Source organism: Bdellovibrio sp. MYbb2 (genome assembly GCF_056175685.1).
This window is the reverse complement of sequence record NZ_JBJKJI010000002.1, coordinates 391,559-405,064: the sequence shown is the minus strand read 5'-3', so window position 1 is coordinate 405,064 and position 13,506 is coordinate 391,559. Positions and strand designations below refer to the sequence as shown.

The 13,506-nt window shown below is 50.6% G+C and carries 13 protein-coding genes; 7 read left to right on the top strand and 6 right to left on the bottom strand.

Annotated elements, in window-relative coordinates:
• Positions 1–38: 38 nt before the first annotated feature.
• Together AC04MQ_RS11880 and AC04MQ_RS11875 are read right to left on the bottom strand one after the other, a co-directional pair.
• Complete coding sequence (locus AC04MQ_RS11880) at positions 39–311, bottom strand: hypothetical protein (protein WP_015090513.1); 273 nt, start codon at positions 309–311, stop codon at positions 39–41.
• Between the two features lie 171 nt (positions 312–482).
• Positions 483–605, bottom strand: a complete 123-nt coding sequence (locus AC04MQ_RS11875; protein WP_015090514.1) for a hypothetical protein — start codon at positions 603–605, stop codon at positions 483–485.
• A 222-nt stretch (positions 606–827) separates the two neighbouring features.
• On the opposite strand from AC04MQ_RS11875, the gene AC04MQ_RS11870 reads away from it, so the two are divergent.
• The 3 genes from AC04MQ_RS11870 (at position 828) to AC04MQ_RS11860 (ending at position 4,315) form a co-directional block, all read left to right on the top strand.
• The gene (locus AC04MQ_RS11870; RefSeq protein WP_051026281.1) at positions 828–1,202 is read left to right on the top strand and encodes a nuclear transport factor 2 family protein; all 375 of its coding nucleotides are present in this window, start codon (positions 828–830) and stop codon (positions 1,200–1,202) included.
• A gap of 126 nt (positions 1,203–1,328) precedes the next feature.
• Positions 1,329–3,074, top strand: coding sequence for a substrate-binding domain-containing protein (locus tag AC04MQ_RS11865; RefSeq protein ID WP_015090516.1), 1,746 nt, complete (start codon positions 1,329–1,331; stop codon positions 3,072–3,074).
• A 41-nt stretch (positions 3,075–3,115) separates the two neighbouring features.
• Positions 3,116–4,315 carry a DUF7453 family protein gene (locus AC04MQ_RS11860; RefSeq protein WP_475392150.1) on the top strand — a complete coding sequence of 400 codons (1,200 nt, stop codon included), beginning with the start codon at positions 3,116–3,118 and terminating at the stop codon, positions 4,313–4,315.
• Here the strand turns inward: AC04MQ_RS11860 and AC04MQ_RS11855 are convergent.
• Positions 4,312–5,166, bottom strand: coding sequence for a hypothetical protein (locus AC04MQ_RS11855; protein WP_475392149.1), 855 nt, complete (start codon positions 5,164–5,166; stop codon positions 4,312–4,314). The genes AC04MQ_RS11860 and AC04MQ_RS11855 overlap by 4 nt on opposite strands.
• A 173-nt stretch (positions 5,167–5,339) precedes the next feature.
• Here AC04MQ_RS11855 and AC04MQ_RS11850 point away from each other — a divergent pair, with 173 nt between their 5' ends.
• The 3 genes from AC04MQ_RS11850 (at position 5,340) to AC04MQ_RS11840 (ending at position 9,292) form a co-directional block, all read left to right on the top strand.
• Complete coding sequence (locus tag AC04MQ_RS11850; protein ID WP_015090519.1) at positions 5,340–5,702, top strand: PA2779 family protein; 363 nt, start codon at positions 5,340–5,342, stop codon at positions 5,700–5,702.
• A 1-nt stretch (position 5,703) separates the two neighbouring features.
• Positions 5,704–6,630, top strand: coding sequence for a PA2778 family cysteine peptidase (locus AC04MQ_RS11845; RefSeq protein ID WP_475392148.1), 927 nt, complete (start codon positions 5,704–5,706; stop codon positions 6,628–6,630).
• Positions 6,631–6,703: 73 nt separating this feature from the next.
• Entirely contained in the window at positions 6,704–9,292 is a 2,589-nt protein-coding gene (locus AC04MQ_RS11840; protein WP_475392147.1) for a PAS domain-containing hybrid sensor histidine kinase/response regulator, read from the top strand.
• Here AC04MQ_RS11840 and AC04MQ_RS11835 read toward each other — a convergent pair.
• Genes AC04MQ_RS11835 through AC04MQ_RS11825 form a run of 3 tightly spaced genes read right to left on the bottom strand, consistent with a single transcriptional unit; the run spans position 9,289 to position 12,748 of the window.
• Positions 9,289–11,427: a hybrid sensor histidine kinase/response regulator gene (locus AC04MQ_RS11835; protein ID WP_015090522.1), complete on the bottom strand. Its 2,139-nt coding sequence runs from the start codon at positions 11,425–11,427 to the stop codon at positions 9,289–9,291. The two genes, AC04MQ_RS11840 and AC04MQ_RS11835, sit on opposite strands and share 4 nt — an antisense overlap.
• Positions 11,428–11,477: 50 nt before the next feature.
• Positions 11,478–12,197 (bottom strand): pseudouridine synthase, encoded by a 720-nt coding sequence (locus tag AC04MQ_RS11830; RefSeq protein WP_015090523.1) that lies wholly within the window; start codon positions 12,195–12,197, stop codon positions 11,478–11,480.
• Positions 12,194–12,748 carry a YaeQ family protein gene (locus tag AC04MQ_RS11825; protein ID WP_015090524.1) on the bottom strand — a complete coding sequence of 185 codons (555 nt, stop codon included), beginning with the start codon at positions 12,746–12,748 and terminating at the stop codon, positions 12,194–12,196. Before AC04MQ_RS11825 ends, AC04MQ_RS11830 begins: the two co-directional genes overlap by 4 nt.
• A gap of 79 nt (positions 12,749–12,827) precedes the next feature.
• Here AC04MQ_RS11825 and AC04MQ_RS11820 point away from each other — a divergent pair, with 79 nt between their 5' ends.
• Entirely contained in the window at positions 12,828–13,502 is a 675-nt protein-coding gene (locus AC04MQ_RS11820; RefSeq protein ID WP_475392146.1) for a glycerophosphodiester phosphodiesterase, read from the top strand.
• Positions 13,503–13,506: the final 4 nt, after the last annotated feature.

Genomic DNA, 13,506 nt, shown 5'->3' with positions numbered 1-13,506 from the left:
TGATTACTTAAACAAGAGCAATTACTGACGAGTCTCCATTATAACTCGAAGTCTTCGGAGGCTTTAAGCCACGAAGACCATTTTTTAGAGTCATATTCCACGTCTAAATGTGGGACACTTTCATGGGCCTCCATGGAAGTGTCAAAGCCGTTGGCCTTTTCATCGCCCTCGCGCAAAGGCGCATGTTCGATGGCAGGGGAGCTGCCTGAAGCAGAACCTCTTAAGTCAGATTCCACATTCCATTTTGGACGAGTCAGTATTATTGCCACAATGAAAGCTGCGACGATCAGCACGATATAGCGTTTACGCATGCATCCCCCTCTCCCCAGGAAAGTCCTATTGCAAGGGTGTGCCGAGTGCTTCGGGGAATATAGCGGGACTACGGGAGCAATAAATTAGACAGTCCCCAGTCCCTAGACAAGACGTGGGTAATTGCCTGATTCTACGCTGGAAACATCAATGATGGAAAAGCAGATTGACCACTATTTGAACACAGCCGCGACGGAACCAGTCAGTACCGGTGTCACGGATGTAGTCATCCCGTTTGTCTTTTCATCGCCTTCTTTTTTGCAGATGGATCGATTCTTTTTAGGCTTCGTGTTCATTCTTTAATTCACCCTATACAAGTCAACGTTCAAAAAACAGGTCAATCAAAGCTGCGCCGATAGCGGCGATCAGTGTTGCTAGACATAAAGAGTGTCGATGACTGATACAGTTGGCAAGTGAAATGTTCCATGGGCTAGGAAAAAGGAACGATGTTTAGATACATATTTGTTTAGTTTGGGAGCAGGAGGATCATAGATCGCACTAATTACGTAGGAGGAACTATGGAAACAAACGCAACAATGAATGTTGGAAAGAAGTTGGTTGAGCTTTGTAAGAAGGGCGACAACATGCAGGCCATCGATGAGCTCTATTCGCCCGATATTGAAAGTCATGAGGCGATGGATATGCCAGGCATGCCTGCAAAAATGCGCGGCCTGGAGGCGATTCGCAGAAAGAACAAGGACTTTGACGAACAAATGGAAATGCATGGCATCGAAGTGGAAGGTCCTTTCCCCTTCGGAGATCGTTTTGCCGTTCACTATAAAATGGACGCCACGGAAAAAAAGTCCAACAAGCGCATTCAAATGGAAGAAGTCGCCCTGTACACGGTGAAGGACGGCAAAATCATCAAAGAAGAGTTCTTCTATACGATGTGAGTTTATTCATGTTTTGATGAAAACACACTGAGTATCAGCAGTGTTCCCGATTAAGTTTGCGAAATCATCAAGACGTCCCAGAGGTGAGAGCTGGTGGATTTGATTCTGCATTTATAGAATCAATCTGTGAACAAACTAGCTCTTTCCTTTTTCGTATTTCTTATTCTGACTGCCGGGGTCAGTCAGGCCCGCACATACAACGTGGCAGTTCTCTATTGGAGCATGAAGATTCCGGGCCAAGTGGCCATGCGCGAAGGATTTGAAGAAGAAGTCACTGCGTACAATAAGGCTAATGAAGAAAACAAAATTAAATTGACACCCTACGTGGCCGGCGAAGGTCGCGAGGGGCTGCTTAAGCAAATCGAACAGCTGGATCTGGCGGTGAAGTCGGCTCCCGATGCTATCGTCATTCAGCCCGCAGATATCACCATCCTTAGCCGCGGTGTGCAGGATGCCAACAGTAAAAATATTCCGGTCTTTGTCTATGACCAATACATCATTAATGCGAAGATGACATCGTACATCAGCAGCGACAATTATCAGGCGGGCTGGGACAACGGTCTTTATATCGACAGTCAGTTTCCTCCGGATAAAGTTTTAAGAATCGTGCCCTTTGAATACTTCCGGGTGTCTGCAACCGTAGAACGCATGGACGGTTTCTTTGATGCTCTTCGCAGTCGGGACCGCAAGTTCACGGTGCTGGGGCACTTCGAAGCGGTAGAGCCTGTGGGCGGGTTGAAGGCCGCTCAGGAATACATGAAAAAATTCAAGCGGGGCAGTGTGGATGTGATCTTCACCAATAATGACGGTGGGGGATTGATCATCGTCAAAACTTTGTGGGATGACGGGCGCAAGAAACTGATTCATGCCACGGTCGACGGGGATCCTGCCTCTATTGAAAACATCAAGAACAAAAAAATGACGGTGATTGATTCAGCTCAGTTCTGTGGTGAGCTGGGGCGCGAAACTGCGCGCACGATGATTCAATTTTTCCAAAACGGTAAAGTTGAGCCGGTGAAATTCATTCCCACATTCCCGGTCACTTTGGAAACCCTGAAAAACTATCCGGGCTGGATGGGGCGTCCGACTGAAAAAGTTCGCTTCCAGTCCTTACGTGATCTTCATATCAAAGAGGCCAAGCCAGGCAAACTCAAACGCGGGGCCGTTATCAAAGTGGGGCTGACACCGTCGTGTCCTTATTTATGTGAAATGGGGCCCGCGGGGTGGTCGGGGTATCTGTACGACATTCTTGAAAGCGCCGCCAAAGCAAACAATCTTAAATTCGAGATCGTCAAGCTGCCCAGTGAGAAACTGTTGTCGGCTTTGCAGAACCAGCAGGTTCACTTTGTGATCAGTCCTATTTCCAAGGTTCGTTATACTCCGGATGTGCGTATCGTGGGCCCCAAACTGGGGATGAGTCTTGCGGGGGCGTTGTTCACTCCGGGAGTAAAACTGCAATTGGTGGATTCTGATTCTTTAGCGGACAAACGCATCGTCTTTGCTCAACTGGCCCATGAAAACCCCATGCAGCTGCCGCCATCTGATTTCAACCGTTCACTAAAGATATCAGGTGGCGAGATCGGCGACCGCATGACCAAATTGATCGCCGAAAGACGCGTGGATCTTGCTTTGGGGGACTATAATGTTCTTCGCTACAATATGTTGCGCCGCCAACTGCTCAGTTTTGAAATTCAACCGACGTCTTTGGCTGGTTATAATGCCCTTGTTCTGGTGGGGCATCCTAAAGATCCTGAGTACGGCGGGCTGCCGCTGATACTGAATCAATGGTTCGATACTCACCGCGCGTCAGGAAAGTTGGAAAAAATTCTTAAGAAATACAACCTGAAGGACTGGAACATCTTTGCTTTGTAGCAGTTTTTCGACATATGATTTTCATGGAAAATGGAGTTTCTATGAAAACACTGGGATTGTCTTTGTTCTTTCTGGCAAGTTCTTCCTGGGCTTTGCCGTCCTATCAAGCGCCGGAAATGCAGGTGCGCGCGCACTATCGCAATGCCTACAATCTGCCGCCTTTGACTTACCTGAGCAACACGTCGCCTTCCATCAACAATCACGGTGATGTGACCTTAAAGCTGATGGCCGTGGACGGAACCCCGAATCAGGCGGTGTGGTTCAAAGCCAAGAATCACAGCAAATGGCAGATCGTTTTTGTGGCGCCGGAAGATCGTTACGTCTCAGATCCCACCGTGAATGATCGCGGCGAAATCACTTACAGCTCTTACACGGAAGTGATGAGTGACGGATTGTATGTGTTCGATACAAAATCTGGAACAACTGTCGAAAAACTTTCTGGTCCTGCCAATAAAATGGTCTACATGGCCTATGTGCAGACGTTGAATGACGGGACCTCTGTGTTCCGCGGCATGGGGACGGAGTTTGACCGTGGCTTCTATGAAGTCAACGGCGGCCTGAAAACCATCGCAATGGAAGGTCAGAAAAACTTTGGCACACCTTCAGCGTATTTATTCAAACCAGCCGTGAATGATCAAAAACACTGGGCCTTCAAAGTTCGTGTGGGTGAGCGCGGTGAAATCAGCAATGAACAATCTGATCAGATCCTGCTGGTGAAGCCAACACCTCAAGGGTATGACAAGATCATCGTGGCTCAGGACAATAAAGGTGATGTGACTTCTCCGTTCACCGGATTTGGCAACGGAGTGACCATGGCACAAAACGGCCTGGTGGCTTTCGTGGGGCATGACCAGAGCAACATCAAGTCGCTGATTCTTTGGGAAAACGGCAACCTCACAACCCTGGTCCATGAAGGACAGAACGGAATTTCTGAACTTGAGCTGTTTTCGCCGAAAGTGAATTCCAACGGTGTGGTGGCGTTCCGGGCAAAGAATGAAAAGGGCCTGCGTGGAATTTACGTAGTATCAAAGGACGGCATCAAACGCCTGATCGGTGAAGGCGACAGCATCCCGACAGATCTGGGGCCGGGGCAGATTCTGCAAAGAAAAGACTTCCCGGGCTTTGCCGGTGATGTCGACATCAATGAAAAGAATGAAGTGGTCTTTGCCTGCGTGGTGGCGACCACCGACAATCAGATCACCGGGGATGCGGTTTACCGCATTTCCCCGGCGGGTCTTTAACGGGCACATTCCCGCAACAGGCGGGCACAACGATCCAGAATGGTGGCGCGGATTTTTTCGCGCTGCTCTGAAAATTCGGGATGCTGGCTGGTTTGCACGATTTTATAAAGGCTGATAGTTCTGACCAGATCTATCAGCCTTTGTTTTTCCGGCCCCCGTGACAGCGGATACTTTGGGATCTCGCGGTTCAGGGTCACGGCTTTTTCGACGGCTTCCGTCCAGTCAATCTCGGTCTGGGTTAGATAGATGGTCGGGACAAAGCCGTTTTTTTTGATCGTCTGTTCTTCGTTTTTAAGCTGAGTGTTCAACCAGCGCAGTTCATTGACGATGGCAGTGAATTCAGCATCATGTTTTTTTCCAAACAGGCCGAATACGGTTTTTTTCCAGGCCGCGCAGAAATCTTCAAAATCAATGTTTTCGGCTTTTTCAAAATAAGAAGGGTGTGTGATGGAGTGCATGGTTTTGCTTAAGACATCCATTGAAATCACGGCGCTGTCGGTTTTATGCCCCAAGCGCATCAGATTGTGGGCCCAGCTTACAATGTTTGTGACCGAATGGCTGTTGACCAGGCCACTGCGGAAATTCAGATGAAAACCCTCATAGACGGCCATGCTCATCGGGCGATCCAGCAGTTGATCCATGTGAGATTTGCGGCGTTCGCTGCGAGCCATCGCAAAGAAACTTTCCAGATGGTCCGAGAACTTTTCAAAGGACTCGTTCCACAGGCCTTCATTCTGACAGGTTTTATAAAGTTGAAAGGCTTTGGCAGGAGTTGGCTCGGCCTCTTCCAGAAGGGCATTGATTTTTTGTTCCAGTAAACGTGGGAATGAATGCCATAGTTCCTTGATCATGGACTAAAGAATAGCACGTCTCTGACAGAGATACTGATTTCCATTTTTTGTCGAAATATTTGACGATTCCCCTCTGAAAAGCACTTAATGCCACTTCACAAATTACTGCGTGGATCTTTGCCGCTCTTTGATGGGGGATTTAGTATAATAGTACTGAACAAGGAGGTTGCTCTATGTTGTTTTCTAAACCTTTTAAATCAGTTTGTGCGCTTTCCATGGCGGCATTCATTTCTCAGGCACCCGCAGTGGCTTTTGCTGAAGTTAACCGCATGATTCCCACCACGACGCTTATTGAAGAGCTGAATCGGGAAGAGGCCACGGCCCAGGTACAGGATTTTTTAAGCCGTGATGATGTGCAGGCAGCCCTGATTCAGCGCGGACTTTCACCGGCAGAAGCTTCTGAACGACTGGCCAGCCTTTCGGTGGCCGAGCTGAATGACCTGTCAAAACAGGTCCAGGAAGCCAAAGCCGGGGGCGACATTCTGGTGACCATTCTTATTGTGGTTCTGATCATCTTCCTGATTAAGCGAATCTAAGATGAATTTTATCTGGCAAATAACTGGAATAGCTTTAATCACTGCGGGGTGTGCCAGCACAACTCCGCAGGTGGATTCGTTGAATCTGTCTTCAGTGATTCCGCAGAAAACAGAAATTTCCGGCGTGCCGTTCATTGAACAAAGTGAAGGACACTGTGGTCCGGCCACATTGACGATGGCTTTGCAGTGGGCGGGTAACAGCGTCTCGCTGGCGACAGTGACTTCGCAGGTCTATACTCCTGGCATGAAGGGCAGTCTGCAAACTGACATGATCAGTGCGGCTCGACGCCAGGGGATGGTGGCTGTGCCGGTCACGGGTGTTCAGAACCTGTTGCGCGAAGTGCGCGGCGGGCACCCGGTGATTGTTTTTGAAAACCTGGCGCTCAGCTGGCTTCCGCAGTGGCACTATGCCCTTGTCTATGGGTTTGATCCCGCCAGCGAAGAAGTGATTATGCACTCAGGTCCTGAATCTGGAAAGCGCTGGGATATCCGCAAGTTTGAACGCTCGTGGAAGCTGGGGGACTATTGGGGGCTGGTGGTGCTGCCTCCGGGGCAGTTGTCGGTCACAGCATCAGAGCGAGCGCACGTGACGGCCGCCGCAGCCTTAGAGTCTTTGGGAAAAAACTTGGAAGCTGAAAAGGCCTATCAAAGTATTCTTGCGCGCTGGCCGCAAAGTCTGGCGGCCTATGTGGGGCTGGGGAATATTCATTTTTCTCGAAAGCAATATTCGCAGGCGATCCGCAACTTGCAGAAAGCCACCTCTTTGCAGCCAGAGTCGGCTGTGGTTTGGTATAACTTAACGATGGCTCAAGCTGCTTTGGGGCAGATTTCAGAGGCGCGGAAGAGCGCCAAGCAGGCTTTGCGCTTTGCTGCGCCAGAATCAAAAAATCTTTACTCTCAAAATTTGCGGTCCTATTTGGATAAATAGTGATTGTTGACAGCCTTTCCGGGGGGCGATGACGGTTTCAGGAAGCTCTTTTACCATGGTGGGGGGAGCTTTCATGCCAGCAGAACAGGAAATGAACAATCAGCTGTGGCGTCGTTACAAGACCATTTTTGAATCCAAAATGGTGGGTATCCTTTCGACTGATATGAATGGCCAGATTCTGGATGCAAACGACTATTTTTTGGAAATGGTCGGTTATGGTCGCGACGATCTGAAAGCCGGAAAATTGAACTGGAAAACACTGACTCATCCCAAGTATCTAGCGCAAAGCCAGCACGTGGCCGAGCTTTTAAGAACCACGGGATCTGTGCCGGTATTTGAAAAAGAATACATTCACAAAGATGGTCATCTGGTACCGGTGCGGCTGGGCCTGACAATGTTTGAAGACGGAACCGTGATCACTCTGGTTCAGGACGTCACCCAGCAAAAAGACAGCGAACGAAAGCTTGAAGAGGCCAAAGCTCAATTGGAGGAACGCGTAGCCGAACGCACCCGGCAACTGGTTGAATCAGAATCATTTCTGGCGGCGATATTTGAAAATATGCCCACGATGGTTTTTGTTAAAGATGCCCAGGATCTGCGTTTTGTCCGGTTCAACAAAGCGGGTGAAGATCTGATTGGTATTCCACGGGCGCAGTTGATTGGAAAAAATGACTATGATTTTTTCTCGAAGGAACAGGCGGACTTTTTCACCTCCAAGGACCGCGATGTTTTGAAAGAATCCCGCGTCGTGGATATTCCTGAAGAGGAAATCAACACCACACGCGGTGTGCGCTATTTGCACACCCGCAAAATTCCAGTTTTTGACAAGGAAGGCCGTGCCCAGTATTTGCTGGGGGTTTCTGAAGACATCACCGAACTGAAGATGGCGGAAGAACAGCGGGCCGTTCTGGTCAAAGAGCAGATCGCACGCAGTGCTGCTGAACAGCGCGCCCAGCAGATGGGCTTTTTGTCAGACCTGACCTTTGCGATGACGCAGTCTTTTGATCTGGAAAATATTCTAAAGGCTTTCACCGAAAAATCCATTCCGACACTGGCGGATATCTGCATTGTGGATTTGATGGATGAAGAGGGTACAGAGATTTCCCACACTCAGGTCGCCGCTAAAGAGCGGGAAGATACCGAGTTCATTCAGCGCTGGCGGGAGCGCTTCCCCATGCGCTGGGATGCTCCGTATGGGGCCGCCGAGGTCATGCGCTCCCGCAAAACTGAAATTATCAATGATGTGAATCTGGATCAGTTTTTGAAAGCTGCATTCGGCCCTGAGGCAGCCATGACTGAACGGCCCATTCACGCCGAAGCCTTTATGACCGTTCCGATTTTACTGCGCGATGAAAAGCCTCTGGGGGCCATCAGTCTGATTTCGACTTCCGCCACAAGGCACTTTTCCGCGATAGATCAAAGCATGGCCGAGGAAATCGGTCGTCGTCTGGCGGTATTGATTGAAAACTCGCGGCTTTATTACCGGGCCCAGGAAGCCAGTCGCGCCAAGACCGCATTTTTAGCCAACGTCAGTCACGAAATTCGCACTCCGTTGGGGGCCATGCTGGGTTTTGCCGAGATTTTGAAAGAGGATGAAAGCCTGCGGGAAGAACAGAAAGAGGCCGTCGAAACAGTGTTGCGCAACGGACAGCAACTGCTGCACATCGTGGACGAGATTTTGGATATTTCGAAAGTGGAGTCTGAACGGATTCAGATTGAAAGCATCGTTTTTGATCTGCCGGATCTTTTGCGGGATGTGATACACCTGCTGCGCGGGCGCGCCGAAGAAAAGGGCATCGAATTAAGGCTTCGTTTGGGGGATTTGCCGAAAAAGATCAAGTCTGATCCCACAAGACTTCGTCAGATCCTGATCAATGTGATCGGTAACGCCATCAAGTTCACGGATACGGGATACGTCGAGATGGAAGCTCGCTCACGCAATGGCAAACGTCGTGACGGGCGTCAGCGCATCGAGTTTCTGGTTACTGATACGGGAATTGGGATTTCAGCCGAACAACGCAACAACCTGTTTCAGCCTTTTTCCCAAGCGGACAGCTCGACCACGCGCCGCTTTGGTGGAACGGGCCTTGGCCTGTTTCTTTCTCGCAAGCTTGCACGGCTGTTGGGCGGGGACGTGATTTTAAACACCAGCTCCGCCGGGATCGGCAGCAGTTTCCTAATTTCAATTTTAGGCAGGGAAGTGACTGGAATTCAGGGGACAGATCATCGCAAAAAGAGCGAAGACGCGGTGGTCGTGTCGGCCAAACAGGTTGAAGGCATTTTGGTGGTGGACGATGCCGTGGACAATCGCGAGCTGTTCAGACGATTCATTGTTCGCGCCGGAGTTCCGGAAAACCGTATCGAGACCGCAGAAAATGGTGCCGAAGCCGTGCGCAAGGCCCTGGACAAACCCTACAGTCTGATTCTGATGGACATTCAAATGCCCGAGATGGACGGATTCCAGGCGCTGAAAAAACTGCGCACACAAGGTTATCGGGGACCTATCGTCGCGTTGACTGCCCATGCGATGAAGGGCGATCGCGAAAAATGCCTGGCTGCGGGGTTTGACGGCTATTTGCAAAAACCTTTGGATCGGACAGAATTGAAGCGGGTGTTAAGTCTGGATTTTCCAAAGCCGAAGTCGCCTGAGGCCGAGCTTTAGTTCAGCGGTCCCTGCACTCGGGTCAGAATATCATTCAAGAGATTCATATCAACGGGCTTGCTTAAGTATCCGTCAAAGCCATACTCCATGGACTTTTTCTGTCCTTCAACGCTTGCTTGGGCAGTCAAAGCCACAATCGGTCGCTTGTAGCCCTTGTTGCGCAGATGGGTGGTGGCCTTATACCCGTCCATCACAGGCATTTTAATATCCATCAGGATCACATCAAACGGGCGGGCCATGGCTTTGTTGACGGCCTCTTCGCCGTTTTCCGCGGTGTCGACATCGGCACCCTGCTTTTGCAGATAGCGGTTCATCAGCAGACGCAGGTCTTCTGAATCATCCACCACCAGCACACGACGGTCTTTCAGGAATCCGGTTTCTTTGGCGATTTTCACGCGGTCTAAAGTCTGAACTTTTTGTTTCGAAGGCGCCACCAGTTTCAAGTCGTGAACTGGTCCCACATTCAGGGACAGTTCAAAGGTGCTGCCTTTACCCGGCGCGGAAGTGACCAGTCGCAAACGTCCGTTCATCATGCGCGCGAGACGTTCAGAAAGCGCCAGTCCCAACCCCGAGCCCTGCACCCGTTGAACTTCCGCGCTTTCACCACGCACAAAGGGCTGGAACAGATTGTTTTGTGTGGCTTCGTCCATCCCCATTCCGGTATCAGTCACACAGATCGTAAGATGTCCGGTGTTGTTCGTGTCGGAATAAAAAGCCACGCGCACCGTGATGGTGCCTTGATGGGTGAACTTCACGGCGTTGGACAAAAGATTGATCAGCACCTGCCGAAAGCGGACAGAATCAGAATCGATGATCTCGGGGATCTGGGATTCATAGTAAATCTGGATGTCATGTTTTTGATCCTCCAGCGCCGAACGAATGACACTCAAAGAGTCCTCCAGTTCACGCGCCGGATTCATCGGGGCTTTTTGAATATACAAACGATTGGTTTCGATCTTGGAAAGATCCAGCAGATCATTAACCAGCGAGGCCATGAAATTTCCCTGACGGTGAATGGACTGCACATCCCGGCGGCTTTGATCATCCAGATGAGGGTTGCGCAACAGGGTGTCAGCAAACCCCAGGATCGCAGCCAGTGGAGTGCGAATTTCGTGGCTGGCATTGGCAAGCAAAACGGATTTGGCGTTGTTGGCAGCTTCGTGCAGGTCACGTTCACGGCGCAAAAGTTCTTCGTTGCGTTTGGTGGTGATGTCCCAGGCGATCCCGGTGGCGCGATAAGGCACATTGTCCGAGTTGCGATAGAAGCGGCCTTTCAGGGCCACGTGACGGGCAGAACCAAACCTGTCGGTCAGGATGGCTTCCGTATCCAGCTCCAGGGTGGTACTGCGGTTTTCTTTCAGCAGGGTCTTCAGCTGTTCGGTACCCTGCGGGAACAAAGCCGCGTTGCCTTCGCAGTGCAAGCTGTCGGTGACCATGTCCCAGTCCCAGGTCAAAGCATCGGAAGACGCCATGGACATGCGCAGATGCTCTTCATTTTTTTGCAGCTTCGTATCCAGAGTCAGAAGCTTGATGATCGCCTGATTCAGGTTTTTACCCATGACAATCATCAGCCCGCAGTAGACCATCACCAGCATGCCCACCAGCAGATGGTGCTGCTGTCCTGAAGTCACGTAGCCAATTCCCCAGCCCAGCATCGCGGGCGCCACAACACACATCATTGCCACGCGGGATGACACATAAGTGATCATGGCTCCAGCTGACATGGAGCACACCAGCAGGGCTGTCAGAATTTGCTGAGTGGTGGATCCGTAGGGCGCAACCAATCCCACAGCCGCCCAGCAAAGACCCGACACCAGCAGCAGTCCGCACATGGTGCGATGCCAGAAATGGGTTTCATCCACATGGCGCAACGTGGGTTTCACCCGGTTCCAGCGATACAGCATCGACAGGCGGATCAGCACCGAAGTGAACAGCACAGACACCCAGGTGATTGAAAACGCATGGGAGACATTGTTCCAGGAGATATACAAAAAGGCCGCGGCATTGGCGAAAATGACGATCACGCCATTGATGTTCTGGCGATAGATAAGATCAATCTTGCGAACAGCCAAATCCAGGGATTCGTAATTCGAATTGTTCGAAGTGAGGGATGGAAGATCCGTTTTGTTCGCCATTTGACTGTGATATTACAAGGGCGAGGTTTTTTAGGCAAATTGCATCGGCTTCATGTTGGCGGTTGCCAAGAGAACAGCTTGTGAATTTGATCCCATTTCTCGCAGGGCGGAGCTTCGATGACGACTCTGTTTCCGTTCCACGGACTGTCCATTTCGATCTTGGTCGCCTTTAAACACAGTCCTTTGATGTCTAAAGTGTCTCTGAAGAAGCGATTGTGGTGCGAATCACCGTGTTCGATGTCCCCCAGCAGAGGGTGCGCAATGCGGTCAAAATGACGTCGAATCTGATGCCAGCGGCCAGTGACAGGATGAGCCTGCACCAGAGAGTAGCGTGAAGTCGGATATTTTTTACCTACCGCATAGGGAAGTTCCACCTGCGCCAGACTGTGGAACACCGTTTGGGCTTCGACAATGCTTTGTCCTTCGTCGACTTCCAGAGGCAAATCAATGCTGCCGGATTCAGGCACAAAACCGCGAACCACGGCATGATAGGTTTTGTGCATGCGGCGTTCAGCAAAAAGAAAATTCAGCTCGCGCGCGTCCTGGCGGCTCATGGCAAACAGAACAATCCCGCTGGTCGGCGCGTCCAGACGGTGCACCGGAAAGACATCTTTTCGGAACATCTTGCGCAGATGCCACAGACAAATACGTTCTTTGGGAACGGGATAAGGGGACAGTTCGGGCGGGTGCACGAAGAATCCAGACGGTTTGTCGATCGCAAAAAAGTTTTCATCCTGATAGATGATTTTCAAGGGGCTTTCACTGCTCATGCCGGGTCTTTCAGATAATACCTTTTGAATTCCGTATTCAGAATTTCTTCACCGCGGGTGACGGTCAGGGCCCCCTCCTGCACCATCAGGCTGAAACGAAACTCGCGTGAACTTTCTTCGCCCAGGGCCGTCAGAAATTTGTCATTCAGCTGATAGATTTCAATCTTTTCGGGCTGGTGCACATTTTCTTTTTCGCAGTCGCGCAAAATCTGGGTGGCATCTTTGTAAGTGTAGATTTTCACGGCTTGCGAGGCCTTTGAAGCTTTGTGCAGTTTTTTCGGACTGGGATTTCCGATTTCAATCCACAAAAGTGTTCGGCCGCTGGTGGCATCGCTGTGGCTCAGGGCCGCGGACTCAGGATCGCCCAAACCCTGTGCTGAAAACTCCAGGGCTTCTGAATAATTGCAGGCATAAGCCAGCGCACGCGTTAGCATATAGGGCATGGACTCGGACGGATGCATCGCCAGACGGAAATCAAGCTGTTCATAAATGCCGCGGTCGATATCGGAAAGATCAATCCGAAACCGGTACAGTTTAGAGGGTTGTGCCATGGGGCGTAGCATAGGGGTTTTCCCCAGTGAAAGCGAGAAAAGATTGCCCCGAAAGCGGTTTTTTTGCTTCAATGGCGCTATGAAAATGATGGGACATCGCGGGGCTCGGGACCGGGCACCAGAAAACACTTTGCGTTCTTTTGAGTTTGCTTTGCAATCCGGCGTAGCCGCCGTGGAATTCGACATTCACGAATCCCAGGACGGGGTGTGGGTGGTTCATCACGACGACACTTTGGATCGCACCACCACCAGCACGGGCCGGGTGGATGCCTGCACATGGGGCGAGCTTTCCAATGTTCGCACCAAAGAGGGCGACCCGTTGCCGCGCTTGGAACAGGTTTTGGAACTTTTCAAAAGTGCTCAGACCGAGTTGCAGATCGAGGTGAAATCGTCGGGGAACTTTAAGGTTCTGGCTGAAATTTTGAAAAATAATTTCCCGTCAGAACGATTGACCGTCATTTCTTTCAATCATCGGTGGCTGCGTGAATTCCGTGACCATTCGGCGATCAAGACCACATGTTTGCTGTTTGGTTTGCCGCTGAATCCGGTGCAAATAATGGAAAGTGCCGGGGCGCAGGGAATATCGCTCAGTGTGAACTGGATTGATCAGCAGTTGGTGGCTGAATGCCATGCAGCGGGATTCACGGTCACGGCGTGGAATGCCAATGACGAAGCCACGTTCCAGAAAATGAAGCGCATTGGCGTGGATTGTCTGGGAACAGACGTCCCATTTACCGCCGCGTCGTGGTCTTAAGACT

What these genes read in the sequence shown, in the direction of transcription:
- AC04MQ_RS11825 (WP_015090524.1), bottom strand. Translation starts at nt 12,748, where the DNA reads ATGGCACAACCCTCTAAACTGTACCGGTTTCGGATTGATCTTTCCGAT.
- AC04MQ_RS11855 (WP_475392149.1), bottom strand. Translation starts at nt 5,166, where the DNA reads ATGATCAAGGAACTATGGCATTCATTCCCACGTTTACTGGAACAAAAA.
- AC04MQ_RS11880 (WP_015090513.1), bottom strand. Translation starts at nt 311, where the DNA reads ATGCGTAAACGCTATATCGTGCTGATCGTCGCAGCTTTCATTGTGGCA.
- AC04MQ_RS11835 (WP_015090522.1), bottom strand. Translation starts at nt 11,427, where the DNA reads ATGGCGAACAAAACGGATCTTCCATCCCTCACTTCGAACAATTCGAAT.
- AC04MQ_RS11870 (WP_051026281.1), top strand. Translation starts at nt 828, where the DNA reads ATGGAAACAAACGCAACAATGAATGTTGGAAAGAAGTTGGTTGAGCTT.
- AC04MQ_RS11840 (WP_475392147.1), top strand. Translation starts at nt 6,704, where the DNA reads ATGCCAGCAGAACAGGAAATGAACAATCAGCTGTGGCGTCGTTACAAG.
- AC04MQ_RS11830 (WP_015090523.1), bottom strand. Translation starts at nt 12,197, where the DNA reads ATGAGCAGTGAAAGCCCCTTGAAAATCATCTATCAGGATGAAAACTTT.
- AC04MQ_RS11850 (WP_015090519.1), top strand. Translation starts at nt 5,340, where the DNA reads ATGTTGTTTTCTAAACCTTTTAAATCAGTTTGTGCGCTTTCCATGGCG.
- AC04MQ_RS11875 (WP_015090514.1), bottom strand. Translation starts at nt 605, where the DNA reads ATGAACACGAAGCCTAAAAAGAATCGATCCATCTGCAAAAAAGAAGGC.
- AC04MQ_RS11860 (WP_475392150.1), top strand. Translation starts at nt 3,116, where the DNA reads ATGAAAACACTGGGATTGTCTTTGTTCTTTCTGGCAAGTTCTTCCTGG.
- AC04MQ_RS11820 (WP_475392146.1), top strand. Translation starts at nt 12,828, where the DNA reads ATGAAAATGATGGGACATCGCGGGGCTCGGGACCGGGCACCAGAAAAC.
- AC04MQ_RS11845 (WP_475392148.1), top strand. Translation starts at nt 5,704, where the DNA reads ATGAATTTTATCTGGCAAATAACTGGAATAGCTTTAATCACTGCGGGG.